This is a genomic window from Pseudarthrobacter sp. TE3704, assembly GCF_056279405.1.
This window is the reverse complement of the sequence record NZ_JBWCCJ010000004.1, coordinates 95,415-120,185: the sequence shown is the minus strand read 5'-3', so window position 1 is coordinate 120,185 and position 24,771 is coordinate 95,415. Positions and strand designations below refer to the sequence as shown.

Genomic DNA, 24,771 nt, shown 5'->3' with positions numbered 1-24,771 from the left:
CGGCCCTGCCGCGCCTCAAGCGTGCTGTCCACAGGGGACTACTGCACCAGTTCGAAATGGACCTCGCGGGTGGCAATATCGGAGGAAACCAGGCGCACAAGCACCTTGGTGCCGGATTCCAGTTCGCCGGCGCAGCGGGCGGTCACCGCGGGCTCGGACACCTGGATGATTCCGGAGCCGCCGTTGCCGTTCCCGTTCCTGCCGTTCCCGTTTTTTCCGTTTCCGTTTTGCGGCTTGGACCCGGAAATGACGATTGCGTCGAATTCCTGGCCGATGTGGTTGACCAGCAGCGCCGCCTCCACAGTGTCCAGGGCCATGCGCTCCATCCGGGACGCCAGTTGGTCGGAGCCTGCCATGATGTCCGGCAGCGACGGCAGCGCCTCCCGGGCCCATGCGGGAACGTTGCCGCCGTTGCTCAGGGCCTCGCAGATCACCAGCACGAAGCGGTCCACCAGCCGGCGCAGCGGAGCGGTGGTGTGGGCGTAGGCGGCACCGATGGCCGACTGCACCGCGTCTTCCGGGACCACACCGTCAAAGGCGGTGTAGGAGGCGCCCCTGAACAGCATTCCCGCCGAATGCATGATGGCCAGCTGCCGGGGATCGGTGGGGTCCAGGGTGCGCAGGTATTCGCCGTAGCTGACCTCCCCGTCCCATGGTTTGCCCAGCACTTCGGTCTGCAGGCGGAAGTGGTTGAGGGAGCGCTCATCCGGCGCGGGCATGGTGCGCAGGATACCCACTCTGCCGGCCAGCATGAGCTGCGCCGCGGCCATGCCGGTCATCAGCGAAATCTGCGCGTTCCAGTCCTCCACGGGAAGCTGCGGGGCGGCGGCGATGCGGTAGCCGCCATCGGGAAGCTGGACGATCTCCTGTTCCGGCATGTTCAGGCTGGCACCTTCACGGGCACGTTCCAGCTCCACGCGCTTGAGGCCAACCTCTTTGAGCAGCTGGAGGACGGGGGATGCGTTGCCCGAATCCAGTTCAGCCTGCGCCCCCTTGTAGCTGAGCTTGGCCCGGCTGCGCATGCGGGCCCGCTTCACGGCGACGGAGGTGACTTCGGCGGCGCTGTCCAGCCGGAAATCCCAGACAAAGGCGGAACAGTCCTGCCCCGGCAGCAGGCTCCCGGCTCCCTCGCTGATGACTTCCGGATGCAGCGGAATCCGGCCGTCCGGGGCATAAAACGTCTGGCCGCGCCGCCGTGTTTCGGCGTCCAGGGGCCCGCCGGGTGTCACGAAGGAGGGAACATCGGCGATGGCGTACAGCACGTGGTACCCGTCGCCGTCGGCCTCGATGAACAGGGCCTGGTCCAAATCCGTGGACGATGCCGGATCGATGGTGATGAATTCGATGCCGGTCAGGTCATAGGCCGGCAGCTGCAAGGCCGCGACGGCGGCTTCGGCATCCCTGACTGCGTGTATGGGGTATGGGCCGGGCAGTTCCAGTTCGGTCCGCAGCGCACCCAGGGCTTCCTCGAGGGCATTGTTGTGCTCGTGGACGTTGGGAGCCAGCCGATGATGTGACACGAAAATCAGCCTAGCCCGAAGAGCCCCGGTTTTGCATGGCATTGACGCCGCGCGGGCTGCGTCGTGTTGCGGCAGCCTTAGGGTGTGGCCCCGTCCAAGGCAGCGACAAGGGCGGCAGCAGCGGCGGCAGGGTCATCAGCTTCCGTGATGGCACGCACCACAACGATGCGGCTCGCTCCTGCTTCCACAACCTGGTCCACGTTGGAGTGGTCGATGCCGCCGATGGCGAACCAGGGCACCCCGTTCCCGGCGTCGGCCGAGGCTGCGGCGGCGTACTTCACGAGGTCCAGCCCGACGGCGGCCCTGCCGGGTTTGGTGGGCGTGGCCCAGACGGGTCCGACGCAGAAGTAGTCAAGCGCGGACGGTCCGGCTGCGGCAGCGAGGGCGGCGTCCACCTGCCCGGGGGCATGGCTGGATAGCCCGATGGCGGCGTTGCCGTTGAGCAGGGTGCGGGCTGCATCCAACGGAAGGTCCTTCTGACCGATGTGGAACACCGGCGCACCGGACAACACGGCGATGTCCGCCCGGTCATTCACAGCCCACAGCCGGCCATGGCGCTGCGCCGCTTCCTTCAAAACCGCCAGCAGCTCCAGCTCCTCCGCCGCCTCGATGGCCTTGTCCCGCAACTGGATGATGTCCACGCCGCCGGCAAAGGCAGCATCCACGAACTGCCCGAAGTCCCCGCGGTCCCGGCGGGCATCAGTGCAGAGGTAGAGGCGGGCGCTGTTCAGGCCGGCAGTGCCTTCGGCGTGGGTGAAGGCATCGGCTGCGGGGACTGCGGCAGCGGGGGCAGGGGACTGGGACACATTCATGGCTGCAAGCCTAGTTCCTCTACACTGGCCTCGTACTGCGGGAGCCCGCGGCAGCTGTCATAAAGCGCCGGGCTGAGAGGGCGTCAGAGCCGACCGCTTGACCTGATCCGGTTAATGCCGGCGTAGGGAAGGAGACACATGAGCACCCCAAACGTTGCCCCGCCCGGGGCTCCGTCGGGCACAATCCGTGCCGACGTGGCCGTGATCGGCGGCGGAGTGGTTGGGCATGCCATCGCCTGGGAGGCGAGGCGTTCCGGGCGGTCCGTCGTGCTGATCGATGACGCGCCAGGAGCCGGGGCCAGTTGGGCGGCCGCCGGAATGCTGGCCCCGGTGAGCGAGCTGCACTACCAGGAGGAGGACCTCCTGGAGCTCATGCTTGCCTCCTCCGCCCGGTGGCCGGGCTTTGCCGCGGAACTGGCCGCCGCTTCTGGCGAAAGTCCCGGGTACCTCACGACGCCGACGCTCGCCGTGGGTGCCGATGCCGCCGATCGCCGCGCCCTCATGGATTTGCGCGGGGTGCAGCAGGCCAGCGGCCTGTCCGTGGAGCCTTTGACTGTCCGGGAGGCCCGGCGCCGGGAACCGCTGCTCAGCCCTGCCATCGCCTGCGCACTGGACACTCCCGCGGACCACCAGGTGGATCCCCGGCGCCTGGTGTCCTGCCTGCGGCGCGCGCTCGCCGCGCATTGCCCCGCCGTCGAAAGTAATGGAACAGACGTGGCGGGGGCCATCGACGGCTACGCCGTGCCGGACCGGGCCGCCGGGCTGGTCTGGGCGGACGGGGCAGTGGCCGGGGCCCGGCTCGCGGGCGGCGGCACGGTCCTGGCCCGCGAAACGATCGTTGCCAACGGCCTGGATGCTGCAGCCCTGGCGGGGCTGCCCGACGGCCTGCAGCTGCCGCTGCGGCCGGTGTATGGGGATATCCTGCGCCTGGCAGTGCCCCGGCAGCTCCAGCCGCTGGTGACCTCAACCGTCCGCGGGCTGGTCCACGGCGTCCCCGTGTATATCGTCCCGCGGCAGGACGGGACGGTGGTGATCGGAGCCACCCAGCGTGAGGACGCCCTTGCCGCAACACATAACGCACCTGCGGCCGGTGCCCGCGCCGCAGCGGGCGCCGTATCGGCAGGCGGGGTCTACCAGCTCCTCCGCGATGCCCAGGTCCTGGTGCCCGCCGTCGCCGAACTCGAGCTGTTGGAATGCACGGCACGGGCGCGGCCCGGCACCCCGGACAACGCCCCGCTGCTGGGACGGGTGCCACTGGCCGGCGATCCGGCAGCCGGGGAGTCCGCACACGTTGCGGGACTGATCATTGCCACCGGATTCTTCCGGCACGGCGTCCTCCTGGCCCCCGCAGCGGCGGCCATCTGCCGGGACCTTCTGGACGGCACGGCGGACGTCCGCTGGCAACCGTTCAACCCGGGGCGGTTTTCCGGCGGCGAACCGGCCGCCACCATCTTCAACATCAAGGAGACAGCATGAACATCACCCTGAACGGACAACAACATACGGTGGCTGACGGGGCCTCCATCACCATGCTCGTCAGCCAGGTCACCGGCCGCCCCCTCGCCGCTGACGGCCAGGCCCGCGACGGCGGCAAACTCGGCGTGGCGGTGGCGCACAACGCGCAGGTAGTACCCCGCAGCCAATGGTTCGCAACAGCGCTCGCCGACGGTGACGACGTCGAGCTCGTCACGGCAGTGCAGGGAGGCTGAGACCATGACCGAAACCACCACCATCACACCGGCCGGCGCCTCCGGCATGGACGACACACTGGTCATCGACGGCGTACCCCTGGCATCGCGGCTCATCATGGGCACCGGCGGCGCCCCAAGCCTGGACGGCCTCGGAGCCGCGCTCCTGGCGTCCGGGACAGCACTGACCACCGTGGCAATGCGCCGCTATTCGACGGCCGAAACGGGCTCGCTTTTCCAGCTGCTCGTAGACCACGGCATCCGGGTCCTCCCCAACACCGCCGGCTGTTTCACGGCCCGTGATGCGGTCCTCACCGCCGAACTGGCCCGCGAGGCACTGGAAACCGACTGGGTGAAGCTTGAGGTCATCGCAGATGAGCACACCCTCCTCCCGGACGCCGTGGAACTGGTGGACGCCACCGAACAGCTGGTTAACCGCGGGTTCAAGGTGTTCGCGTACACCAACGACGATCCGGTCCTGGCGCTTCGCCTGGAAAACCTGGGAGCCACCGCGGTCATGCCCCTGGGATCACCCATCGGCACCGGGCTGGGGATCCTGAACCCGCACAACATCGAGCTCATCGTGTCCCGCGCCTCCGTCCCGGTGGTGCTCGATGCAGGCATCGGCACGGCGTCGGATGCCGCCCTTGCCATGGAGCTTGGCTGCGACGCCGTGCTGCTGGCCACCGCGGTGACCCGGGCGCAGAACCCGGCGATGATGGGGGAGGCCTTCAAACACGCTGTCATCGCCGGTAGGCTGGCGAAAGCGGCCGGTCGGATACCGCGCCGCGAGCACGCGCTGGCGTCGTCGGCGATGGAGGGCCGGGCCGAGTTCCTGTAGGGCCTGCTCCTTCGGACCGGCCGGCGCCCTGATGCAAGGAGCAGCAGTGGCCGCCAAAGACGCCCTTCCCCGGGAACGCATCGACGAAGCACTCACCGGACTGCCGGACTGGCGTTTCAGCGACGGCGGCCTGGTCACCGTCTTCAAGACGCCGACGGCGGCTGCCGCACTCGAGGTGATTGCCGCCGTCGGACGCCTTGCCGAGGAACAAAACCACCATCCGGACCTCGACTGGCGCTACAACCGCGTCTTCATCCGGTACACCTCCCACGACGCCGGAGGGCAGGTGACTAGGCGGGACCTCACTGCGGCCGCCGGGGCAAGCGACGCCGCGGCAGCGTCCGGGGCTGTGGCCGAGCCTTCGAAATACGTGCCGGACCATTAGGCAGCCGCGCCATCAAGCAGCTGTGCCGTTAAGCAAGTGGCCGCCGTCCCAACGGGACAGCGGCCACTTACTTAAGGTGCAACAGAAACCGGCGCTCAGCGCCGAAGGATCGCGGTAAGCCGGAGGGTGTCCTGCCGGGCGCGGCTGCGGCCCAGGTAAAGAATAGCCACGACGGCGGCCGCAGCCCCCAGCGCGATGGGCAGGACCCATGGAAGCCAGGTCAGCCCAGGCCGGTAGCCGAAGCCGGCGGCCATGAGGATGATCCACGTGAGGGCCCCTGCACCCACGGCTACGCCGGCGGGCAGGCCGGCGCCGTACTTGGCATGCCGCCTGTCATTCGCCCAGACAATAAAACCTGCGGCGACGGTGGCGAGCACAACGATGGTCAGGGAAAGCAACGGATCTCCTCGGGATTCGCGGCAGCGCGGGCCTGGGCTAGAACTGGCCGAACCCCACGCGGCGGACCTCTTCGGCGCCGATTTCCACATAAGCCAGGGCATTTCCGGGAACAATGATCAGGCGTCCCTTGTCATCCGTCAGGCGCAGCTCGCTGCCGGCGTTGATGGCTTCGCCCACAACCTTGGCCACCGTGTCTGCGTCCTGTGCCGATTCGAGCACAATCTCGCGGCCAACATTCTGAACGCCGATCTTAATTTCCACAGGGGGCCTCCCAGCCAGTCAAAGTTCGTTGGTGATGTCTTATTTGTAGTCTAGGACTCTTTGGGGAAGCGAGAGATTCCGCGCCAAGCTAAACGGTAGATGAGGTCACTGGCCACATCGAGGTCAAGGTTACCGTCGGTTTCGAGCCAGTAGCGGGCACTGACCTGCGCCATCCCGGCGAGTCCGCGCCCCAAAAGCTCCGCCTCGAGGTGGGGGAGTTTGGTGTCCCCGGCAATGACGCGGGCAATGGCGTCGGCGAAGGTCCGGTTGAAGGTCTCCAGGCGTGAACTGACATCCGGATCATTGATGAGGTCCGACTCGAACACGAGCCGGTGGGCCTGGTCATCGTTGGCAATAAAGCGGAAGTAGGCGCGCATGACGGCCTTCACGCGCTCCTTGTTGTCCGTGGTGGAGTCCAATGCGCCCAGCATCAGCTCGGTCAGGGACGCAAGGTGGCTTTCCAGCAGTGCAAGGTAAAGCTCGCGTTTGGAGGGGAAGTGCTGGTACAGGACCGGTTTGCTGACGTGGGCCGTTTCGGCGATCTCGTCCATCGCGGCGCCGTGGTAGCCGTTGGCTACGAAGACTTCCTGCGCGGCGGAAAGGAACTGGGCGCGCCGCTCATCGCGGGGAAGCCGGGCGGAGCGCTGGCCTGCTGGACGCGGGGAGGTTTGCGGTTCGGCGGCGGGCGGGCGTTCAGCCCGTGCTTCAGGGACCACGGTTGTCCTTCTTTCCATTGCAGTTACCTCCACTTTACTGCGGGGTAATATGACCGGGCGGTATCCCGGGGCCTACATTGAAGTATGGCTTCGACTTTCACCGCAAATATTTCAACTGTTTCGCTGGATCCGTTGGTGGAACCGGCAGGTGAGCTCACCCCCGCCGAGGTGGAACGCTACTCGCGGCATCTCATTATTCCCGAGATCGGTACCCTGGGGCAGCGTCGGCTCAAGAACGCCAGGGTCCTGGTAATCGGCGCCGGCGGGCTCGGATCGCCGGCCCTGCTGTACCTCGCCGCAGCGGGCGTCGGAACAATCGGGATCATCGATGACGACACGGTGGACCTCAGCAACCTGCAGCGCCAGGTCATTCACGGCGTGGCCGACGTCGGCAAGCCGAAGATCGAGTCGGCGCGGGATGCGATTGCCGCGCTGAACCCGTTGGTGGATGTCCGGCTCCACGACGTGCGCCTGGACGCCTCCAACGCCCTGGAGCTGTTCGCCGGGTACGACTTGATCCTTGACGGGGCGGACAACTTTGCCACCCGCTACCTGGTGAACGACGCCGCCGCCATCCTCGGCAAGCCCTACGTGTGGGGTTCAATCTTCCGGTTCGACGGCCAGGTCAGCGTTTTCTGGGAGAAGCACGGACCCACCTACCGCGACCTCTACCCTGAGGCCCCGCCGGCCGGCTCTGTGCCCTCCTGCGGCGAGGGCGGCGTCTTTGGCATGCTGTGCGCAGCTGTGGGATCGCTGATGGTGACGGAGGCAGTCAAGTTGATCACCGGCGTCGGACGTTCCCTGCTGGGCCGTGTGGCGCTCTTCGACGCCCTGGGCGGCAGCTGGCGGGAAATCCGGGTGTCCAAGGACCCTGCGGCGGAGCCCATCACTGAACTCACGGATTACGAGGCGTTCTGCGGCATCACGCCTGCAGTCCAGTCGGACACGGAACACACGGTGACTGCCACGCAGCTGGCCACCATGCTGGCATCGCGGAAAGCGGGGCTCAAGGACTTTGAGCTCGTGGACGTCCGGGAGCCGGGCGAGTACGACATCGTGCGGATCGACGGGGCGGTCCTCATCCCGCAGGGCAGGATCCTGGCCGGCGACGCCTGGGCGGAGATCCCACAGGACAAGGACATTGTCTTCCACTGCAAGTCCGGGGCGCGCTCGGCGAATGTCCTTGCGGCGGCCCGGAAGGCGGGGTACGAGCGGATCAGCCATCTCGACGGCGGCATCCTCGCGTGGGTGCGTGACGTGGAACCCCAGAAGCCCGTCTACTGACAAGCCGCCTCAGCGACGCTCTCTCACTTATTGCCCTTGAAATTGCGACGCTCTCTCACTTTCTAAAAGGAAGTGAGAGAGCGTCGTCGTTTAAGCAACGTTAAGTGAGAGATCGTCGTTGAGGGTCAGGCGCTTTCGAGGCCCCGGTGGTCCACCGGGCATTCGGCCTGGGCTGTGGGGCTAGCGGGCTGCTCCACGGTGATGCCGTAGAGGGCTTCCAGGGCCGCCACGTATTCGTCCTGCTGGCCGTTGGCCGCCAGCTCGCGGGCGCGGACCGTGGGCACGTGGAGCAGCTGCTTGACCATGCGGCGAAGCGCGAATTCCACTTCCTCGGCAGCGGCGGTGCAGCCGTGCCGGGCCCGGACTTTTTCCATTTCTGCGTCCAGGACGTTCATGGTGTGCCGGCGGAGGGCAACAATGGCCGAATCCACCGACCGGGCTTCGCGTTCCTGCTCAAAGGCCTTGGCAGCACCGTTGACGATGCCGCTTGCCTGCGTCAGCGATTCGGCCTGCTCCTGGGGCGCGGCGAGGCGCACGGATTCCAAGGTGAGGAGTTCGACGCCGTCGAGCTCACCCACCGCGGGATCGAAATCATGCGTCAATGCCAGGTCAATGGCGATCAACGGCTGCGGGGAATTGGCGCGGACCTGGGCCAGTTCATCGGCCTCCACCCGGGTGTCGGAACCGCTGCACCCGATCATGACGTCCGCGGCGGCAACTGCGGGATGCAGTGATTCGGCGTCGAGGGCGGTGCCGCCACGGGTGGCGACAAATCCCTCGGCACGGCCGGAGGAAGAAAAGACCGAGATGTCCGTGCAGCCCCGTTCGCGCAGCAGTGCCATGGTTGCGCCGGCGTAGGCACCGGTCCCGAAGACCACCACTTTTTTGGTGGTCCAGTCCTGGTTCTCGGAAAGGTCTGTTGCCAGGTCCAATGCCACCGACACGATGGATAGGCCGCGCGAACCGAGCGCTGTTTGGGCGCCGACGTCCTTGGCGGTCTTGGATGCGGCCTGGAACAGCCGCACCAGTCCGGAGCTGGCGGTGCCTTCGTGCTGGGCGGTGATCAGTGCCCGCCTGACCTGTCCGGCGATTTCGCGTTCACCGACGACGGCGGAGTCCAGTCCGGCGCTGACGGCGAAGAGGTGCTGGCTTACTTCAGGGCCGGTGCGGGTGCTGAAGGAACGGGAGACAAGCGATTCGCTGAGTCCGCTGACATCGCTGATCTGGGCTACAAGGGCGGCGCGGGCGGCCTCGACGTCGTCCGGGTGCGGCGCTTCGCCGTAGATTTCGTAGCGGTTGCAGGTGGCAAGGACAACCGCACCCTTAACTGCCGGTGATCCGGAGAGAGCGGATGTGGCAATACCGGAGGAACCGTTGCTCAACTGGGCAACGGTCTCAAGATCGATGTCGGCGTGTGTAGCCACCAATGAAAAAAGAACCACAACGGATCAATCATAGCTTTTTCGTTCCTCGGTAGAACAACTACCTGCCGCGTCAAGGGCCGGAGGGGCTTGTGATTCCCGCCACGGCGGCCGCGGTGCCCCAACAGGAGACAGCCTGTCGTTATCTTTTGGCGCTGATTTTCGGCACAATCGATGGCATGACTCCTAGCCCTGCCGTCTCCGCTGCCGGCGTACTTGCCGCTGACCATCCACTGCTGGACGGCCGCACCGCGGACTCCCCGCTGATAACGGCCTACCGCGGCGGCAAGCCGTCCCGCCGTCCCGTCTGGTTTATGCGGCAGGCAGGGCGTTCCCTGCCCGAATACCTCAAGGTGCGCGAAGGCATCGCCATGCTGGACTCCTGTCTCCGGCCTGAACTGGCATCCGAGATCACTCTTCAGCCGGTCCGCCGCCACGACGTCGATGCGGGGATCTTCTTCTCGGACATCGTCATTCCGCTCAAGCTTGCCGGCGTGGGCGTGGACATCGTTCCGGGCGTGGGCCCTGTCCTCGACAAGCCCGTCCGCACGGCCGCGGACGTGGCGGCGCTGCCCCAGCTGACATGGGAAGCTCTGGAACCCATCCGGGAAGCGGTCCGGCTGACGGTGGCCGAACTGGGCAAGACCCCGCTGATCGGGTTCGCCGGCGCACCCTTCACACTGGCGGCCTACATGGTTGAAGGAAAGCCTTCCCGCGACCACCTCGGGCCGCGCACCATGATGCACGCCGACCCGGAAACCTGGAACGCCCTGGCCAACTGGGCCGCCGACGCTTCCGGCATGTTCCTCCAGGCGCAGCTGGAAGCCGGCGCCTCCGCCGCGCAGCTGTTCGACTCCTGGGCAGGGTCGCTGGGACTGGCCGATTACACCCGCTTTGTTGCCCCGGCGTCGTCCCGCGCCCTGGACCATGTCCGGCACCTCGGCGCGCCGCTCATCCACTTCGGCACGGGAACTTCCGAGCTCCTCGTTGCCATGCGGGACGTGGGCGTCGACGTGGTGGGCGTGGACTACCGGCTGCCGCTGGATGAAGCAAACCGCCGGCTGGGCGGCGCCGTTCCGTTGCAGGGAAACATCGATCCTGCCCTGCTGTCGGCGCCCTGGAACGTTCTTGAGGCGCACGTCCGCGAGGTCATCGCCGCCGGATCCGCCGCCCCCGGGCACGTCCTCAACCTTGGGCACGGCGTGCCGCCCGAGACGGACCCGGCAGTCCTGACCCGGGTGGTTGAACTCATCCACTCCATCTCCCCGGAGTAACCGGTGGGCAGTGCGCCGCTGGACGCCGGAACTGCGTTGGTGCTGGGCGGCGGCATCTCCGGGCTGCTCTCCGCGCGGGAGTTGGCCGCCGCCGGGTACCAGGTCACCCTCCTGGAGGCCGGCAGCGGGTGGGGCGGCTGCGTGGGCAGCCATGTGGTGGCCGGCCTGACCCTGGACAGCGGTGCCGAGTCCTTCGCCACGCGGTCCGATGCCGTCTCCGGCCTCGCCGCTGAACTGGGCCTGGCGGGCAACATCGTGGCTCCCAGGCCCGGCGGGGCATGGGTGCAGCTCCCCGAAGGCCCCCGCGAACTTCCCAAAACCGGGATTTTGGGCATCCCGGCCAACCCCTGGGACCCTGAGGTCCGGCGGACACTTGGCCTCCCGGGTTCCCTGCGTGCTTCCCTGGACCGGTTCCTGCCCGCTTCGGTAGGAAGCGGGCGTGACGTGGTCAGCGTCGCCGCCCTCGTCAAGGCCAGGATGGGCGCCCGGGTGCTGGAACGGCTCGTAGCCCCGGTGGTGGGCGGTGTCCATTCGGCCGATCCTGCACTGCTCGACGTCGACATGGTGGCTCCCGGACTCCGCGCCAGGCTCCGGCAACACGGCTCCCTCGCCGCCGCCGTCGCCGCCCAGCGGCGCGGGGGGCACAAGGCGGCAGGAGTGCCGGACGCCGCCGCCTCCGGCCAGCCCGCCAAAGCCGGGTCCGCCGTCGCAGGCCTGGCAGGCGGCATGCACACCCTGGTGGATGCGCTCGTTGAAGATCTCCGTGGGAGGGGTGTCACGCTCTTGCCTGATACCCCGGCCGTCTCGGTCGCCCGCTCACTCGAGGGATGGCACGTACAGTCCGTCAACGGAACGTTCGACGCCGGCGTGCTGGTGGTGGCAGTTGACGGCCCCACCGCGGTCGATCTGCTGGAAGGGCCGGTCCCCGCCATCGCCGGCAAGAAGCCGGCATCAGGACCAGACATCAAGCTTGTCACCCTGGTGCTGGACAACCCAGGCCTGGACAGCCGCCCCCGCGGCACAGGTGTGCTGGTGGCACCGCAGACGCCCGGGATCGAAGCAAAGGCGCTGACCCATGCCACCGGCAAGTGGGACTGGCTTGCAGAGGCGGCCGGCCCCGGCCGGCATGTCCTGCGCCTCTCCTACGGCAGGGCGGACGGGGCAGGGGAACCGTCCGCCGGGCCTGAGACCGATGAAAGCCTTCTGGCCGCTTCCCTGCGCGATGCAGCAGCGCTGCTGGGCGTCGGCATCAGCAGGGAAAGCCTGGTGGATTGGGACGTTGTCCGCTGGCGCGGGTCCCTGCCGTTTGCGGCCGTCGGCCACCGCGCACGGGTCACTGCGATTCGGGAAGCGTGCACCTCCGCTGGCGGCCTGGCATTGGTGGGTGGCTGGGTAGCGGGCAACGGGCTGGCTGCCGTGGTGTCCGACACTCGGACACAAGTTCGGAATGTGGCTGGCTGAGCGTCGTCGCTGGTCAGCGCCGCACGAGTCCAACACCTGACTCTCCCGGGCGGCGGTTTGCCCTTTTTTCGGTTTTAAGTTCCCCCGCCGATCTGGTTAGGGTCGGTGACTATGGTTGACAACAGGTCCGAGCTTTCAATGTCCCGGACCGGTATCCATGGGGGAATCCGGCGCGGCTCAGCAGCTGCGGCAATCGGAGCGGTACTGGTTCTAGCCACCGGCGTTTCTGCGTCCCAAGCAGCCGAGGTGACGCCCGACCCCGGCGACCCGGCTGCACCCATTACCCAGCAAAACAAGATCCTCCCCCTGGAAGCCTCCCTGCAGGGCCAGGCCGAGGCCGCCCGGCAGGACGCCCCCGGCCAGAACCGCGACGGGAAAGACGCCAAGGGCAAGGAATCCGGCGGCAACGGAAATGGCACCGGAAAGGGAAAGCAGGCCGATCCCGGCAAAGCTCCCAGCCCCAGCCCATCCGCAAGCGCCTCCGCGATTGCAGTGCCACCGGCGCTTCTCCCGGCGGTAACGGCCACCCTGAGCCCTTCAGCAACCGCCGCACCCACCCCCAGTGCGAAACCGTCCACCGCGCCGACGCCCAGCGCGCCGGGTGCCAGCCGGACCCCTGCCACGCCGTCGGCGACATCGGCTCCGGCACCGTCACGTACTGCGCCGGCCACATCCGCCGCCGCCCCGGCTCCTGCTTCAGCGCCGGCTCCGGAGGCCGCGGTCTCGGACACTCCTGAAACCGCCGCGGCCCCCGCAGGCGAACCGGCGGCGACCCTGGAAGCCCCTGCATCCGAGCCCGGCAAACTTGCGGCAGCGGGGGATGGCCAAGCGGCGGGCCAAGCCGGAACCGACGCCCCGGCAGCACCCTTTGCCGGGACGGCTGCAACGGACCGCCAGGCCGCCGCAGCGCCCTTGTATTCCTCGCCGTACGCCGCGCCGCAGGCCGCCGGATGGACGCCATACTCCACGGGCACACCGGGCAGCGCGCCGCGCAGCAACGCCCGGCTTGCTGCACAGCCGGAGCCGCGCAGCGCCATGGTCTGGCTGGGGTCAGGGCTGGTAGGCGTGGCTGGTGCCGCCGGGCTGGTCCTTTTCCGCCTGCGCAACCCCTAAGCCGGCAGCCTGTCGGTGCCTGCAAGCATGCACGGATGTGACCTTGCTCACTTCTACGAGTTGTAGAACTCATTGGTTTCGACTTGACGGGTACTAAAGGGCAAACTTGTAACCATGAGCCACACTTCTGCCGAATCTGTCACTAAAACCGAAGAAACTGCCGAGCAGTTCTTCACTCTTTGGACGGTCTTCAAGCGGTCCGAGGCAGTGGTCCGCAGCGCCAATGCCGCCGCTGACTTCGAGGCCCTGCTGGAACGGCTTGCCGAAGCGGGCGTAACCCACCGCGGCAGCTACGACGTCTCGGCCATGCGCGCCGATGCCGACATTATGGTGTGGCTCCACGGCCCCAAGCCGGAAGCCCTGCAGCAGGCCATCCGCGATATCCGCCGCAGCACCCTTTTCGCCGGAACAGAGATCGTCTGGTCTGCCATGGGCGTCCACCGCGAGGCCGAGTTCGCGAAGAACCACACGCCCGCATACTCCCGCGGGGTGGCGCCGGCGGAATGGCTGTGCGTCTACCCGTTCGTCCGCTCCTACGAGTGGTACATCCTTCCCGAGGCCGAGCGCGGAAAGATGCTTCGCGACCACGGCCTGCTGGGCCGCGACTTCCCGCAGGTCATCTCCAACACGGTCTCCTCCTTCGCCCTGGGTGACTGGGAGTGGATCCTCGGCCTGGAAGCTCCCGACCTGGTGGACCTGGTGGACCTGATGCGCCACCTGCGCGCCACGGAAGCACGCAACCACGTCCGCGAGGAGATCCCGTTCTACACAGGACGCCGGATCTCCGCCGAAGAGGTAGCCGAGGTCCTCGCATGAGTCCCCTTGATCCCCAGGGAACCACCGCCGTCAACCCCGTCACGGAGTCCGGCCGGATGGCCCCCAAGGACTACGACGCCGTCCTCCTCGCCTCCTTCGGCGGCCCCGAAGGGCAGGAGGACGTCATCCCCTTCCTCCGCAACGTCACCCGCGGCCGCGGGATCCCGGACGAGCGGCTCGAGGAAGTCTCGCATCACTACCGTGCCAACGGCGGCATCAGCCCCATCAACCAGCAGAACCGCGAGCTCAAGGCGGCACTCGAAGCCGAACTGGCCGCCCGGGGCATCGAACTTCCGGTGCTGTGGGGCAACCGCAACTGGGCTCCCTATATCCCGCAGACCCTGCAGGACGCGTACGACGCCGGCCACCGCCGGGTGCTGATGATCACCACCAGTGCCTACTCCTGTTACTCCAGCTGCCGCCAGTACCGCGAGGACATCGGCATGGCCCTGACCGAAACCGGCCTGGACGGCCGCCTGGAGGTGGACAAGGTCCGCCAGTACTTCGACCACCCCGGCTTCGTGGAGCCGTTCGTGGAAGGCACCGCCGCCGGACTCGCCGACGTCCGTGCCAAGCTGGCAGAAGCCGGAACCCCGGACGCGCCCATCCAGATCCTCTTCGCCACCCACTCCATCCCCACCCGGGACGCCGACGCAGCGGGAAGGTCCGAGGGCGAACCGCGCGAATTCGAGGAAGGCTCAGCCTACGTGGCTCAGCACCTCGCCACTGCCGCGGCCGTCATCGGGCGGGTCCAGGAAGAATCCGGCCTGACCGCACCCTGGTCACTGGTGTACCAGTCCCGCTCCGGCGCCCCGCACGTGCCGTGGCTTGAGCCTGACATCAACGATGCCATCGAGGAGCTGGCCGGCCAGGGCATCAAGGGCATCGTCATCGTGCCCCTGGGCTTCGTCAGCGACCACATGGAAGTTGTCTGGGACCTCGATACCGAGGCCCTGGAAACCTGCGCCAACCTGGGCCTGGCCGCCACCCGCGTGCCCACGCCCGGAACGCACCGTAAGTTCGTCAACGGCCTGGTGGACCTGATCTCCGAACGCACGGCGGCAAACAACATCAGCGACCGCCCTGCGGTGACGGACCTGGGCCCCTGGTACGACGTATGCCGGCCCGGGTGCTGCGCAAACTTCCGGGGCGAAAAGCCCACCATCGCCGGGGCGGACACCACGGTGGGCACCGGCCATGACCCCTATCCCGCGGCACCGGCCGGCCGGGACGCAACCCAGGGAGCAGCACAGCAGTGACTGTCCGGATCGGAACCAGGGCCAGCAAGCTGGCCCTGACCCAGACGCAGCAAACCGCGGACCAGCTTGCCGCCGTTGGAGGCTTCCCCGTGGAGCTCGTCCACATCAGGACCGACGGCGACGTCCTCACCGGATCGCTGTCGCAAATGGGCGGCACCGGCGTTTTCGTGGCCGCCCTGCGCGACGCGCTGCTCCGGAACGAGTGCGACGTCGCCGTCCATTCGCTGAAAGACCTGCCCACCGGGGCGGCAGTGGGCCTTAGCCTTGCAGCGACGCCGCGGCGTGTGGATGTCCGTGACGTCCTCTGCGCACGGGACGGGCTGAAGCTCGCAGATCTTCCCACGGGTGCCACGGTGGGGACGGGTTCGCCCCGCCGGGCCGCCCAGCTCCGCGCTGCCCGGCCGGACCTGGAAATCCTGGACATCCGCGGCAACGTGGACACCCGCCTCGGCAGGGTCTCCGGACTCCCCGGCAACACCACGGACCAGGTTGTTCCGGGCAAGTCCTGCGACCTTGACGCCGTTGTGCTGGCGGCAGCCGGGTTGGAGCGCATCAACAGGCTGGACGCTGTCAGCGAATACCTCGAGACGGATGTTATGCTCCCCGCCGCGGGGCAGGGTTCCCTGGCGATCGAATGCCGCACTGCCGATGCACCTGCGAGGCCCGGTTCAACCGAAGGGTCCCGGCAAGTGCTGGCCCAGGCGCTGGCCGCGCTTGATGATCCTGACACCCGGCTCGCCGTCACCGCGGAGCGTGCCCTGCTGGCCCGGCTTGAGGCAGGGTGCGCGGCTCCGGTGGGCGCCTACGCCTACCGCAAGGGCAGCATGCTTCACCTGGAGGCCGTGGTGTGTGCCGTGGACGGCACAGCCTCGGTCCGGGACAAGCGCGCGACCGACGGGCTGACCGAAGTGGGGGCCACCCTGCTGGGCATCGAACTGGCCGAAGTCCTCCTTGCCGGCGGGGCCGCCGACATCGCAGACCTGCAGGCTTCCTGACCTGGCCATGGGATCGCCTTCCCGTGCATCCGGTCCGGGCAAGCCGCTCAGCGGAGCCCGGGTCCTGGTCACGCGCAGCCCGGAACGCTCGCTCTCGCTCGTGGCTGCACTGGAAGAGGCCGGAGCCAGCGCCGTCCTCCTGCCGCTCATCGACTTCGAACGCGCGGCAGACCAGCATTCCCTTGAGGTAGCCTGCGATGCCCTGGGCGCCGGTGCCTTCGACTGGCTGGTGGTCACGAGTGCCACCACAGTCCACGTGCTCCTGGCGAAGGCGCAGGACCGCGGCGTGGCGCTGAGCCAGTGGATCCCCGCCGGCACCCGTATCGCTGCCATCGGTCCGGCGACGCGCGGGCTGCTGGAAGCAAACGGGCTGGTGGTGCACCTGACGCCTTCGGGCGAGCAGTCCGCCGCCGGGATGCTCGAGGTGTGGCCGGGCGGAGGCAGGGTCCTGCTGCCGCAGGCCGACATCGCTGCACCCCGGCTGGCTGAAGGACTGCTCGCGGCGGGCAGCAACGTTACTGTGGTCACCGCCTACCGGACCGTCGAATACCCGGCGTCAGCAGAGCGAAGGCTCGCCGTCCCGGTGGAAGACGGGGGAGCGGGCCAGGCGCCGCCGTCGTACTCACTGCTGTCACCGGCAGCAGCCGCTGCCGGGATCGCGGACGGAAGCATTCACGCGGTGGTCGCGGCCTCACCCAGCGCCGTGCGGCGCATCGCTGATCTCACACCGCTGCACCGCTGCCGCCTGGTGGTGATCGGGCGTTCGACGGCGGAGCAGGCGGCCGCGCTTGGCCTGCCGGTGGCCGCGGTGGCGGCTGAGCCCACGCCGGAAGGCCTTGTTGCCGCCGTCGAAGCCGCCCTTGGGTACCAACCTGAATCAACGTGAAGGACAGGACATGACATTTCCCAGCCAACGCCCCCGCCGCCTCCGCACCACGCCTGCCATGCGCCGGCTGACCGCTGAAACGCGCCTGGCGCCGGCCGAGCTCATCCTTCCGGCCTTCATCAGGGAGGGGCTGGCCGAACCCAATCCCATCACGTCCATGCCGGGCGTTGTCCAGCACACCACAGATACCCTCAAGCGTGCCGCCGCCGAGGCTGTTGAGCTGGGACTCGGCGGGATCATGCTGTTCGGCATCCCCGAAGTCCGCGATGCCGAGGGCTCGGCTTCCCTGGACCCCGAGGGTGTGCTGAACAAGGCCATCCGGGACGTCCGGGCTGAGGTGGGTGACGATCTGGTGATCATGAGCGACGTGTGCCTGGACGAGTTCACCGACCATGGGCACTGCGGCGTGCTCGACGACGACGGGTACGTGGACAACGACCGGACCGTGGAGATCTACGCCCGGATGGCCGTGGCACAGGCCGATGCCGGAGCGCACATGCTGGGCCCCTCCGGCATGATGGACGGACAGATCGCCGCGATCCGTGCCGCCCTTGACGAGGCCGGCCACATCAACACCTCAGTCATTGCCTATGCCGCGAAGTACGCCTCCGCTTTCTACGGCCCGTTCCGGGAGGCCGTTGATTCGCAGCTGAAGGGTGACCGCAGGACGTACCAGATGGACGCCGGCAACCGCACCGAGGCCCTGCGTGAGGTGGAGCTCGACCTGGCGGAGGGTGCCGACATCGTGATGGTGAAGCCGGCCATGAGCTACCTGGACATCGTGGCCGACGTCGCCGCCATGAGCCCCGTGCCGGTGGCTGCCTACCAGATCTCCGGCGAGTACGCCATGATCGAAGCGGCCTCGGCCAACGGCTGGATCGACCGGCGGGCGGCCATCACCGAGTCCGTGCTGGGAATCCGCCGGGCCGGTGCCCACATGGTGCTGACGTACTGGGCGGCCGAACTGGCCGGCTGGCTCAAGGAATCCCGGTGAGCGAGGCTGTTTCCTCCGGGTTCACAGCTTCGCCGGGACCCAGTGGGCAGAACCCGACCGCGCCCGTGGGCGATGACCGGATCCTGCTCGGCCTCAATACGTTCGGCGACGTCGGCGTGAAGCCCGACGGCAGCCCGTTGCCGCATGCGGAAGTCCTGCGGCAGCTGCTGGAACAGGCAGAGCTGGCAGACGCCGTCGGACTCCACGCCTTTGGCGTGGGGGAGCACCACCGCAAGGACTTCGCGGTGTCCGCCCCGGAAGTCTTCCTGGCGGCGGCAGCCGCCCGGACGCACCAGATCCGGCTCGGCTCCGCGGTCACGGTCCTCAGCTCGGATGATCCCATCCGCGTGTTCCAGCGGTTCTCCACCGTGGACGCCATCTCGAATGGCCGGGCCGAGGTGATGCTGGGCCGCGGGTCCTTCGTTGAATCCTTTCCGCTCTTTGGATTGGATCTGGCCGACTACGAACTCCTGTTCGAGGAGAAGCTGGAACTGTTCAGCAAGGTGCGGGCGCAGAAGCCTGTGCACTGGGAAGGCCGCACCCGGCCGGCCCTGCACGGCCTCAGCGTCTACCCGCCCCTGGAACACCATCTGCTGCCCACCTGGATCGGCGTTGGCGGAACACCCGAATCGGTGCTCCGCTGCGCACAGTACGGCTATCCCATCATCTTTGCCATCATCGGCGGCCAGCCGCGGGCCTTCCGGCAGCTGGCTGACCTCTACCGCGAAGCCATGTCCAAGTACGGGCACCCGATGCAGCAGGTGGCCACGCATTCGCCGGGGCACGTTGCCCCCACCGACGAAGAGGCCAGGGAGGAATTCTTCCCGCACTGGCTGACACTGCGGAACAGGATCGGAGCCGAACGCGGCTGGGGTCCCGCCGGACGGTCTGAGTTCGACGCGATGTGCGCTCCCGAGGGTGCCCTATACGTCGGGTCACCGGAGACTGTGGCCCGGAAAATCGTCCTGCTGAAGCAGAACCTTGGGGTGGACCGCTTCGACCTGAAGTACAGCAGCGGGCCATTGCCGCACGCGGCCATGATGCGGTCCATCGAACTCCTGGGCACGGCAGTGGCGTCCCGGGTGGCTGAACTGCTCGGCACCTGACGCGCCGGCTAACTGAGAGAATAGGAACCATGACTTCCAGCAATCCTCGCAACGAGGCACTCTTCGACCGCGCCCGCCAGCTGATGCCGGGCGGCGTCAACTCGCCGGTCCGCGCCTTCGGATCCGTGGGCGGGACCCCGCGCTTCATGGTCGCCGCCAAAGGGCCGTACCTGACGGACGCCGACGGCAAGGAATACGTGGACCTGGTGTGCTCCTGGGGCCCCGCCCTGCTGGGCCACGCTCACCCGGCCGTGCTGGACGCCGTCCACGCCGCCGTGGACCGCGGGCTGTCCTTCGGCGCATCCACCCCCGATGAGGCGAACCTGGCCGCCATCGTCCAGGAACGCGTGCCCGCCGTAGAACGCCTCCGCATGGTGTCCACGGGCACCGAAGCCACCATGACCGCCGTCCGCCTGGCCCGCGGCGTCACCGGCCGGAACCTGATCGTCAAGTTCGCCGGCTGCTACCACGGGCACCTTGACAGCCTCCTGGCATCGGCCGGCTCGGGCGTGGCAACGCTCGCCCTTCCCGGCTCGGCCGGTGTCACCGAAGCCACCACGGCCGAGACCCTGGTGCTCCCGTACAACGACCTCGCGGCCGTCAAGGAAGCCTTTGCCACCCACGGGCAGAACATCGCGGCCGTCATCACCGAGGCCGCCCCGGCCAACATGGGCGTGGTCACTCCTGAGGAAGGCTTCAACCTGGGGCTGTCGCGCATCACCCGCGAGCACGGCGCGCTGCTCATCGTGGACGAGGTCCTGACCGGCTTCCGCACCGGCTACTCCGGATATTGGGGCCTCACCGGCGGAGCGCCGGACGCTGCCGAACCCTGGACCCCGGACCTGCTCACCTTCGGCAAGGTCATCGGCGGAGGAATGCCGACGGCGGCCCTCGGCGGGCGTGCCGACGTCATGGACCACCTGGCGCCCACCGGTCCGGTCTACCAGGCGGGAACCCTGTCGGGTAACCCTGTGGCGATGGCGGCGGGTGTGGCCACCCTGACCCACGCCACCCGGGACGTGTACTCGTTCATCGACGTCCGCTCCCTGGAGCTCTCCTCAGCCGTGTCCACCGCCCTTGACGCAGCAGGGGTGGACCACTCCATCCAGTTCGCCGGGAACCTGTTCTCCGTGGCCTTCGGCACGTCGGCCCACGGCGTCCATAATTACGCCGACGCCCAGGCCCAGGAGACCTTCCGCTACGCACCGTTCTTCCACTCGATGCTGGAATCGGGCGTCTACCTGCCGCCGTCGGTCTTCGAAGCCTGGTTCCTCTCGGCAGCGCACGACGACGCCGCCATGAACCGGATCTACGACGCCCTTCCGGCAGCAGCAAAGGCCGCGGCGGCCGCCCAGGGCTAGTCCCGCCGTCGGCCGCTTAACTCCCCGCGAGATGGCACTTCGCGGCAATCCCGGCGCGTGGAACTGCCGTTAAGTGCCATCTCGGCACAACAAAGAAATCCCCGGTTGCGGCGCAACCGGGGATTTCTTTTGTGCTTCAGGCGTTACAGGACGTCCGAGAGGAAGCCCCTGAGCCGGTCCGTACGGGGCGCGGTGAAGAGCTGTTCCGGAGGCCCGGACTCCACCACAACGCCTGCATCCATAAACGTCACGGTGTCCGACACGTTGCGGGAGAAGCCCATCTCGTGGGTGACCACCACCATGGTCATGCCGCCCTTCGCAAGGTCCGTCATCAGCGCCAGGACACCCTTCACCAGCTCAGGGTCCAGGGCCGAAGTGGCCTCGTCGAAGAACATGACTTCCGGCTTCATGGCCAGCGCACGGGCAATCGCGACGCGCTGCTGCTGGCCGCCGGAGAGGTTGGCCGGGCGGGCGTCAGCCTTATGCTTCAGGCCCACCAGGTCCAGCTGCTCAAGGGCTTCGGCGCGCGCCTGGTCCGCGGGCAGCTTCCGGAGCTTGCGGAGCGCCAGCGAAACGTTGTCCACCACGGTCTTGTGCGGGAACAGGTTGAACTGCTGGAACACCATGCCGATCCGCTGCCGGAGCTCGTCAGGGTTGTCCTTCAGGACCGACCGGCCATCCAGCAGGATGTCGCCCTGGTCCGGCTCGATCAGCCGGTTCATGACCCGCAGCAGCGTGGATTTACCGGACCCGGAAGGGCCGATCACCGACGCCGTGGTGCCCTTCTCCACGTGCAGGTCAATGCCGCGGAGAACATGGTTGTGGCCGAATGAGAGGTGCAGGTTCTTGCCGGTCAGGGTTCCGGAAGCGAATTCCGTCATGCCTGTGCCCCCTTGCCGATAGGTGCTGCCAGCTCATCCGGTTCCTTCTTCTCCGGCTTGCCGGTACGCAGCCGGTGGTCGATGAAGTTCACGAAGTGGGTGAGCGGGACGGTCAGGATCAGGTACAGCACACCGGCCGCAACCAGCGGTGAAAGGTTTCCCGTGTTAGCCATGGCGTCGTTTCCGATCCGGAAGATTTCCCGGTCGGAGGCGGCCAGGCCCAGCATGAACACCAGCGAGGAATCCTTCAGCAGCGAGATGAACTGGTTCACCAGGGCCGGAAGGACCCGGCGGATGCCCTGCGGCACCACCACCAGTCGCATGGAGCTGCCATAGCTGAATCCGAGCGCCCTGGAAGCCTCCAACTGTCCCTTTTCAACACTCTGGATGCCGGACCGGAAGATCTCGCCGATGTAGGCGGCTGCGATCAGGGTCAGGGCCAGGATGCCCAGCGGATAAGGGTTTCGTGATCCTGTGATCTCACGGGCGATCGGGCTCAGTCCGATACCGATGACCAGGATCACGAGAATGGCCGGGAGGCCGCGGAAAATATCGGTGTAGATACGTGCCACCCAGCGGGCTCCCGCGTTGCGGGAGATCCCCATCATGGCCAGCAGCAGCCCCAGCAGGGAACCGAGAACGCCCGAGGCCACAGCCAGAATCAGGGTGTTGGGCAAACCCACCATGAGCAGGGCCGGAATGACTTTCGCCATTTCCTCCCAATTGAAGAAGGTGTCAGCAAGCTGGTCCAGGAGATCCATAAACGTCCCGGCTCAATCAGCTCTGGGGAACCGTGGCGGCCTTGCTGCCCGGCTTCCAGTCAGTCGGCATTTCGCGGTCCGGGTACCACTCCTTGGTCAGCTTGGACCAGGTCCCGTCTTCAACCACAGCGTCAAGGCCGGAGTTCAGCGCATCAATCAGGGGCTGGTTGTCCTTGGCGACAGCATAGGCAGTGAAGTTCTCGGTATTGATCTTGGACTCGACGATGGCGGTGCCGTCGCCTTCCTTGACCTGGCCCTCAGCCTGCTGGGAAGGTGCCACCCAGGCATCCACCTGGCCGTTGCGGACGTTGGCGTACACGGTGGCGTAATCCGGGAAGCGGATCGGCTCCATGTTCAAGGTGTTGGTGACGTAGTCGTCCTGGACCGTGCCCTGGACAACGCCGATGCGCAGATCCTCCGTCAGGTCGTCAAAACTCTTGACGTCGCCATCGGTCTTGGCCACAACGGCCATGAAGCCGAAGTCGTAGCCGTTGGTGAAGCCGACATTCTGGCGGCGGGCTTCCGTGGTGGAGATGGAGGAGGACCCGACGTCAAACTGCCGGGTGGAAACCTGGGAGAGCAGGGCCGAGAAGTCAGTGGCAACGAATTCGACCTCGAGGCCGAGCTTACCGGCAATAGCGCGCAGCAGTTCGTTGTCGTAGCCCGTGAACTTGCCGGAGGGATCAATGAAGATGTTCGGGGGGGCATCCGAGAGGGTGCCCACCTCGAGCTTACCTTCGGTGTTGAGGCCGAGCTTGGTCTTATCGATCTGGTCGATCGGGGTGACGTCGTCAGTGGTGTACTTGTCCAGCGTTTGCTGGTCACTGCCGGCGAGGGCGTCAGTCGGGGTACCGCTGGGCTGCGAGGATCCTGAGCCGCAGGCTGCCAAGGAAACAGCGAGGGCGAGTGCAACGGGCGCGGTAGTGAGCCACTTCATCGCTTTGATTTTCATCAGGTTGTCACTTTCATTGAGTCATAAGTCAACCGGGCCGCAAGGCTGCGCTGGTGGCGCCTGGCACCTGCCCGGTGCTGGTCAAGCACGTCCAGGGCAGGGGTGACCGCAAAACTTTATTCTCTCACTTCCCCGCTTCAGTGCGCCGGGTTGAATAAGGAAGAGCTGCACACGGCCAAGGCCGAAGAACATTCGGCTGGGGCACGCTAGCAGCGTAGGGAACACCGCATTCAAGCGCAGTCAGCGAATAGCAGAAGCCACGAGCGTGTACGGAGGGGCGGCGCGGGGGATGTGACTTGCCTCGCACCATGGGCGGTGGTCCGCCTAGAATCCGCCGATGCTGGCGTCCTGGGGAGGGAGGACCGGCCAGTCGCCTTCGATCACTGCGGCCGGCTTGGTCTTGCGGAGGTAGCCCTGGAAGTCTGCTGCCTGGCTGACGGCCCAGTCCACCTGCAGCTGGTGAAGCTGGCTGGCCGGCATCATCAGCTTGGGAAACTTACCCGCCATGGCGTCCAGGACCTTCAGCGTGGCCAAGGCATCAGCGGCCGATGTGTGCGCGTTGTCCAGGACTACCCCGTACTCCTCGCACAGCGCCGTCAGGGTCCGCTTGCCCTTGCGGTAGCGGTCAACCTGCTTGTTCATGATGTACGGGTCCAGGACGGGGAACCGGGTGAGCTGGGGCACGCCATACCGGGCGGACTCCGCGGCCAGCACCGTAAAGTCGTAGCTGGCGTTGAAGGCGATGACCGGGACGCCGGCGTCGAAAAGATCCTGCAGGACAGCTGCCAGTTCCCTGGTGACCTCGTGGGCAGGCCGCCCGTCCCGCCGGGCCTGTTCGGTGGTGATCCCGTGCACATCGCTGGCCTCGGTGGGTATCTCGACGCCCGGGTCCGCCAGCCACTCATGCTCGTCGATGACATCTCCCTTGTGGTCCACAACGGTCACCGAGGCCGTGACAATCCGCGCGGCACGCGAATTGCGTCCGGTGGTCTCAAGGTCGAAAGCTGCTCGGGGGAGGGTGTTCCAGGTGCTCATGTTTCAACGCTAACGGGCACCTCCGACAATTCCCGGGAGCGCCACTGCGGCTACATTGGATCAATGCGGATTGAGTACGTGGAGGCGGTGCTGGCGATAGTGGAGCTGGTACCGCCGGGGTCCGCTGTCTCGTACGGGGACGTCTCCGAACTGCTCGGCTCGGGCGGACCCCGCCAAGTGGGCTCAGTCATGAGCCATTATGGAAGCGGCGTTCCCTGGTGGCGGGTCCTCAAAGCGAGCGGACACGCCCCGGAAGGGCACGAGTCCGAAGCCCTGCGGCATTACCTTGAAGAAGGAACCCCGCTTGCCGGTGACCACGAGTCGTTCCTGCGCACCCGGGAAGGCCGCTGGCGGGTGGATCTTCCGGCCGCCCGGTGGACGCCAACTGATGCGGACTTTGACCGAATGGACGCCATTGCCGAACAACTGGAGCGGCGGCTTCATCGATTGTCAGTGGCTGATGATGGAATGTCGGTGTGACAGTAACTCTTCCCTTCACGGAACCACGCGATGAGCAAGGGCAAGGCCCGGAGTCCGGCTACGCCGTAGC

26 protein-coding genes and 1 riboswitch are annotated in these 24,771 nt (G+C 67.1%); of the genes, 16 read left to right on the top strand and 10 right to left on the bottom strand.

Annotation, left to right across the window (positions count from 1 at the left end; translation table 11 throughout):
- Positions 1-38 precede the first annotated feature (38 nt).
- Together ACZ9BC_RS11615 and thiE are read right to left on the bottom strand one after the other, a co-directional pair.
- On the bottom strand, positions 39-1,520 hold the full coding sequence (locus ACZ9BC_RS11615; RefSeq protein WP_476246076.1) for an RNB domain-containing ribonuclease: 1,482 nt from the start codon (positions 1,518-1,520) through the stop codon (positions 39-41).
- 77 nt (positions 1,521-1,597) lie between these two features.
- Positions 1,598-2,332 (bottom strand): thiamine phosphate synthase, encoded by a 735-nt coding sequence (gene thiE, locus ACZ9BC_RS11610; protein ID WP_476246075.1) that lies wholly within the window; start codon positions 2,330-2,332, stop codon positions 1,598-1,600.
- Between the two features lie 27 nt (positions 2,333-2,359).
- Positions 2,360-2,478, top strand: a riboswitch (TPP riboswitch).
- On the opposite strand from thiE, the gene thiO reads away from it, so the two are divergent.
- The 4 genes from thiO to ACZ9BC_RS11590 all read left to right on the top strand — a co-directional run bounded on the left by thiO (position 2,471) and on the right by ACZ9BC_RS11590 (position 5,246).
- Positions 2,471-3,808: a glycine oxidase ThiO gene (gene thiO / locus ACZ9BC_RS11605; RefSeq protein WP_476246074.1), complete on the top strand. Its 1,338-nt coding sequence runs from the start codon at positions 2,471-2,473 to the stop codon at positions 3,806-3,808. (Overlaps the previous riboswitch by 8 nt.)
- Positions 3,805-4,041, top strand: coding sequence for a sulfur carrier protein ThiS (gene thiS / locus ACZ9BC_RS11600; protein ID WP_079597308.1), 237 nt, complete (start codon positions 3,805-3,807; stop codon positions 4,039-4,041). Before thiO ends, thiS begins: the two co-directional genes overlap by 4 nt.
- 4 nt (positions 4,042-4,045) lie before the next feature.
- Entirely contained in the window at positions 4,046-4,861 is an 816-nt protein-coding gene (locus ACZ9BC_RS11595; RefSeq protein ID WP_476246073.1) for a thiazole synthase, read from the top strand.
- A 46-nt stretch (positions 4,862-4,907) separates the two neighbouring features.
- Positions 4,908-5,246 (top strand): 4a-hydroxytetrahydrobiopterin dehydratase, encoded by a 339-nt coding sequence (locus ACZ9BC_RS11590; RefSeq protein WP_476246072.1) that lies wholly within the window; start codon positions 4,908-4,910, stop codon positions 5,244-5,246.
- A gap of 95 nt (positions 5,247-5,341) precedes the next feature.
- Here the strand turns inward: ACZ9BC_RS11590 and ACZ9BC_RS11585 are convergent, their stop codons facing one another.
- The 3 genes from ACZ9BC_RS11585 to ACZ9BC_RS11575 are packed head-to-tail and all read right to left on the bottom strand — an operon-like array spanning position 5,342 to position 6,622.
- Positions 5,342-5,644 (bottom strand): hypothetical protein, encoded by a 303-nt coding sequence (locus tag ACZ9BC_RS11585; protein ID WP_476246071.1) that lies wholly within the window; start codon positions 5,642-5,644, stop codon positions 5,342-5,344.
- Between the two features lie 37 nt (positions 5,645-5,681).
- The gene (locus ACZ9BC_RS11580; RefSeq protein WP_079597304.1) at positions 5,682-5,906 is read right to left on the bottom strand and encodes a DUF3107 domain-containing protein; all 225 of its coding nucleotides are present in this window, start codon (positions 5,904-5,906) and stop codon (positions 5,682-5,684) included.
- Between the two features lie 50 nt (positions 5,907-5,956).
- Positions 5,957-6,622, bottom strand: coding sequence for a TetR/AcrR family transcriptional regulator (locus tag ACZ9BC_RS11575; protein WP_476246484.1), 666 nt, complete (start codon positions 6,620-6,622; stop codon positions 5,957-5,959).
- A gap of 84 nt (positions 6,623-6,706) precedes the next feature.
- Here ACZ9BC_RS11575 and moeB point away from each other — a divergent pair, with 84 nt between their 5' ends.
- Positions 6,707-7,906, top strand: a complete 1,200-nt coding sequence (gene moeB, locus ACZ9BC_RS11570; RefSeq protein WP_476246070.1) for a molybdopterin-synthase adenylyltransferase MoeB — start codon at positions 6,707-6,709, stop codon at positions 7,904-7,906.
- A 125-nt stretch (positions 7,907-8,031) separates the two neighbouring features.
- Here the strand turns inward: moeB and ACZ9BC_RS11565 are convergent, their stop codons facing one another.
- Entirely contained in the window at positions 8,032-9,348 is a 1,317-nt protein-coding gene (locus ACZ9BC_RS11565; RefSeq protein ID WP_476246069.1) for a glutamyl-tRNA reductase, read from the bottom strand.
- 158 nt (positions 9,349-9,506) lie between these two features.
- Between ACZ9BC_RS11565 and hemE the strand changes: the two genes are divergently transcribed.
- The 10 genes from hemE (at position 9,507) to hemL (ending at position 20,592) form a co-directional block, all read left to right on the top strand.
- On the top strand, positions 9,507-10,601 hold the full coding sequence (gene hemE, locus ACZ9BC_RS11560) for a uroporphyrinogen decarboxylase (protein WP_476246068.1): 1,095 nt from the start codon (positions 9,507-9,509) through the stop codon (positions 10,599-10,601).
- Between the two features lie 3 nt (positions 10,602-10,604).
- Complete coding sequence (gene hemG, locus ACZ9BC_RS11555; protein ID WP_476246067.1) at positions 10,605-12,062, top strand: protoporphyrinogen oxidase; 1,458 nt, start codon at positions 10,605-10,607, stop codon at positions 12,060-12,062.
- Between the two features lie 111 nt (positions 12,063-12,173).
- The gene (locus tag ACZ9BC_RS11550) at positions 12,174-13,175 is read left to right on the top strand and encodes a hypothetical protein (protein ID WP_476246066.1); all 1,002 of its coding nucleotides are present in this window, start codon (positions 12,174-12,176) and stop codon (positions 13,173-13,175) included.
- 114 nt (positions 13,176-13,289) lie between these two features.
- Positions 13,290-13,991 carry a hydrogen peroxide-dependent heme synthase gene (gene hemQ / locus ACZ9BC_RS11545; RefSeq protein ID WP_476246065.1) on the top strand — a complete coding sequence of 234 codons (702 nt, stop codon included), beginning with the start codon at positions 13,290-13,292 and terminating at the stop codon, positions 13,989-13,991.
- Entirely contained in the window at positions 13,988-15,250 is a 1,263-nt protein-coding gene (locus ACZ9BC_RS11540; RefSeq protein ID WP_476246064.1) for a ferrochelatase, read from the top strand. The genes hemQ and ACZ9BC_RS11540 overlap by 4 nt, the downstream gene beginning before the upstream one ends.
- Positions 15,247-16,245, top strand: a complete 999-nt coding sequence (gene hemC, locus ACZ9BC_RS11535) for a hydroxymethylbilane synthase (RefSeq protein ID WP_476246063.1) — start codon at positions 15,247-15,249, stop codon at positions 16,243-16,245. Before ACZ9BC_RS11540 ends, hemC begins: the two co-directional genes overlap by 4 nt.
- A 7-nt stretch (positions 16,246-16,252) precedes the next feature.
- Positions 16,253-17,131, top strand: a complete 879-nt coding sequence (locus ACZ9BC_RS11530) for a uroporphyrinogen-III synthase (protein ID WP_476246062.1) — start codon at positions 16,253-16,255, stop codon at positions 17,129-17,131.
- A gap of 10 nt (positions 17,132-17,141) precedes the next feature.
- Entirely contained in the window at positions 17,142-18,125 is a 984-nt protein-coding gene (gene hemB / locus ACZ9BC_RS11525) for a porphobilinogen synthase (protein ID WP_476246061.1), read from the top strand.
- The gene (locus tag ACZ9BC_RS11520; RefSeq protein ID WP_476246060.1) at positions 18,122-19,231 is read left to right on the top strand and encodes an LLM class flavin-dependent oxidoreductase; all 1,110 of its coding nucleotides are present in this window, start codon (positions 18,122-18,124) and stop codon (positions 19,229-19,231) included. The genes hemB and ACZ9BC_RS11520 overlap by 4 nt, the downstream gene beginning before the upstream one ends.
- Before the next feature lie 29 nt (positions 19,232-19,260).
- Positions 19,261-20,592 (top strand): glutamate-1-semialdehyde 2,1-aminomutase, encoded by a 1,332-nt coding sequence (hemL, locus tag ACZ9BC_RS11515; RefSeq protein WP_079597293.1) that lies wholly within the window; start codon positions 19,261-19,263, stop codon positions 20,590-20,592.
- A gap of 143 nt (positions 20,593-20,735) precedes the next feature.
- On the opposite strand, the gene ACZ9BC_RS11510 is transcribed toward hemL, so the two are convergent.
- The 4 genes from ACZ9BC_RS11510 to ACZ9BC_RS11495 form a co-directional block, all read right to left on the bottom strand.
- Positions 20,736-21,473: an amino acid ABC transporter ATP-binding protein gene (locus ACZ9BC_RS11510; RefSeq protein WP_476246059.1), complete on the bottom strand. Its 738-nt coding sequence runs from the start codon at positions 21,471-21,473 to the stop codon at positions 20,736-20,738.
- A complete protein-coding gene (locus ACZ9BC_RS11505; RefSeq protein WP_050054485.1) occupies positions 21,470-22,234 on the bottom strand; it encodes an amino acid ABC transporter permease in 765 nt (254 codons plus the stop codon). Before ACZ9BC_RS11505 ends, ACZ9BC_RS11510 begins: the two co-directional genes overlap by 4 nt.
- Positions 22,235-22,250: 16 nt before the next feature.
- Positions 22,251-23,186: a substrate-binding periplasmic protein gene (locus ACZ9BC_RS11500; protein WP_050054486.1), complete on the bottom strand. Its 936-nt coding sequence runs from the start codon at positions 23,184-23,186 to the stop codon at positions 22,251-22,253.
- A gap of 324 nt (positions 23,187-23,510) precedes the next feature.
- Positions 23,511-24,221, bottom strand: a complete 711-nt coding sequence (locus ACZ9BC_RS11495) for a 3'-5' exonuclease (protein ID WP_079597290.1) — start codon at positions 24,219-24,221, stop codon at positions 23,511-23,513.
- A 63-nt stretch (positions 24,222-24,284) separates the two neighbouring features.
- On the opposite strand from ACZ9BC_RS11495, the gene ACZ9BC_RS11490 reads away from it, so the two are divergent.
- The gene (locus ACZ9BC_RS11490; RefSeq protein ID WP_476246058.1) at positions 24,285-24,701 is read left to right on the top strand and encodes an MGMT family protein; all 417 of its coding nucleotides are present in this window, start codon (positions 24,285-24,287) and stop codon (positions 24,699-24,701) included.
- Positions 24,702-24,771: the final 70 nt, after the last annotated feature.

Bases quoted from the DNA above. Each gene is read 5' to 3' on its own strand.
- thiE (WP_476246075.1), bottom strand. From the start codon at position 2,332: ATGAATGTGTCCCAGTCCCCTGCCCCCGCTGCCGCAGTCCCCGCAGCC.
- thiO (WP_476246074.1), top strand. From the start codon at position 2,471: ATGAGCACCCCAAACGTTGCCCCGCCCGGGGCTCCGTCGGGCACAATC.
- thiS (WP_079597308.1), top strand. From the start codon at position 3,805: ATGAACATCACCCTGAACGGACAACAACATACGGTGGCTGACGGGGCC.
- ACZ9BC_RS11595 (WP_476246073.1), top strand. From the start codon at position 4,046: ATGACCGAAACCACCACCATCACACCGGCCGGCGCCTCCGGCATGGAC.
- moeB (WP_476246070.1), top strand. From the start codon at position 6,707: ATGGCTTCGACTTTCACCGCAAATATTTCAACTGTTTCGCTGGATCCG.
- hemE (WP_476246068.1), top strand. From the start codon at position 9,507: ATGACTCCTAGCCCTGCCGTCTCCGCTGCCGGCGTACTTGCCGCTGAC.
- ACZ9BC_RS11550 (WP_476246066.1), top strand. From the start codon at position 12,174: ATGGTTGACAACAGGTCCGAGCTTTCAATGTCCCGGACCGGTATCCAT.
- hemQ (WP_476246065.1), top strand. From the start codon at position 13,290: ATGAGCCACACTTCTGCCGAATCTGTCACTAAAACCGAAGAAACTGCC.
- ACZ9BC_RS11540 (WP_476246064.1), top strand. From the start codon at position 13,988: ATGAGTCCCCTTGATCCCCAGGGAACCACCGCCGTCAACCCCGTCACG.
- ACZ9BC_RS11530 (WP_476246062.1), top strand. From the start codon at position 16,253: ATGGGATCGCCTTCCCGTGCATCCGGTCCGGGCAAGCCGCTCAGCGGA.
- hemB (WP_476246061.1), top strand. From the start codon at position 17,142: ATGACATTTCCCAGCCAACGCCCCCGCCGCCTCCGCACCACGCCTGCC.
- hemL (WP_079597293.1), top strand. From the start codon at position 19,261: ATGACTTCCAGCAATCCTCGCAACGAGGCACTCTTCGACCGCGCCCGC.
- ACZ9BC_RS11510 (WP_476246059.1), bottom strand. From the start codon at position 21,473: ATGACGGAATTCGCTTCCGGAACCCTGACCGGCAAGAACCTGCACCTC.
- ACZ9BC_RS11505 (WP_050054485.1), bottom strand. From the start codon at position 22,234: ATGGATCTCCTGGACCAGCTTGCTGACACCTTCTTCAATTGGGAGGAA.
- ACZ9BC_RS11500 (WP_050054486.1), bottom strand. From the start codon at position 23,186: ATGAAAATCAAAGCGATGAAGTGGCTCACTACCGCGCCCGTTGCACTC.
- ACZ9BC_RS11495 (WP_079597290.1), bottom strand. From the start codon at position 24,221: ATGAGCACCTGGAACACCCTCCCCCGAGCAGCTTTCGACCTTGAGACC.
- ACZ9BC_RS11490 (WP_476246058.1), top strand. From the start codon at position 24,285: ATGCGGATTGAGTACGTGGAGGCGGTGCTGGCGATAGTGGAGCTGGTA.